The sequence below is a fragment of the Mesorhizobium sp. M2A.F.Ca.ET.039.01.1.1 genome, assembly GCF_003998035.1.
GTDB lineage: Bacteria > Pseudomonadota > Alphaproteobacteria > Rhizobiales > Rhizobiaceae > Mesorhizobium.
Genome location: NZ_RZRY01001512.1, coordinates 1 through 466 on the forward strand (window position 1 = coordinate 1; position 466 = coordinate 466).

Sequence of the window (466 nt, forward strand, 5' to 3'; positions counted from 1 at the left end):
CAACCTCGCCGACGAAAGCTCGATCATGGCCGTCGGCGAGAACGCGGTGCTCACGAACTGGGGGGCGTTGCCGGTCGAGGCCCGGTTGTCGGCCGCGGGATTCCTGCGGCACAGCGAGAGAACCATTGGCCGGTACCTGCCTCAGGGCATATCTCCCCGGGTGCCTGGAGAGGATTGGACCGTCGGCGGAGCGAGCCTCGGGCCGGCCTCTCCCCTCCGGCGGGCGGCTCCGTCCGAGCCTCCGGCCGCCGCGCCTGCGCCGCCGCAAGTTGCGCCAACATGGCCATCGAAGCGTGGCGCGGTTTGGCCGATCGCCGCCATCTCCCTCGTCTTCGCCGCGTGCCTGGCCTACGCCGCATGGCCGGGAAACCTCGTCTATCCGCAGGCGCTTGCCCCGGCCCGTGCCACCCCCGCGGTCAACGGCGATGACGTCAACAGGAGCCTCGAGGAGCGTATCGGGAAGATC

The 466-nt window shown here is 70.6% G+C and carries 1 pseudogene; it reads left to right on the top strand.

From position 1 onward, the window contains the following. A pseudogene (locus EOA24_RS42695) lies at positions 1–466 on the top strand (serine protease); the annotation flags it as partial.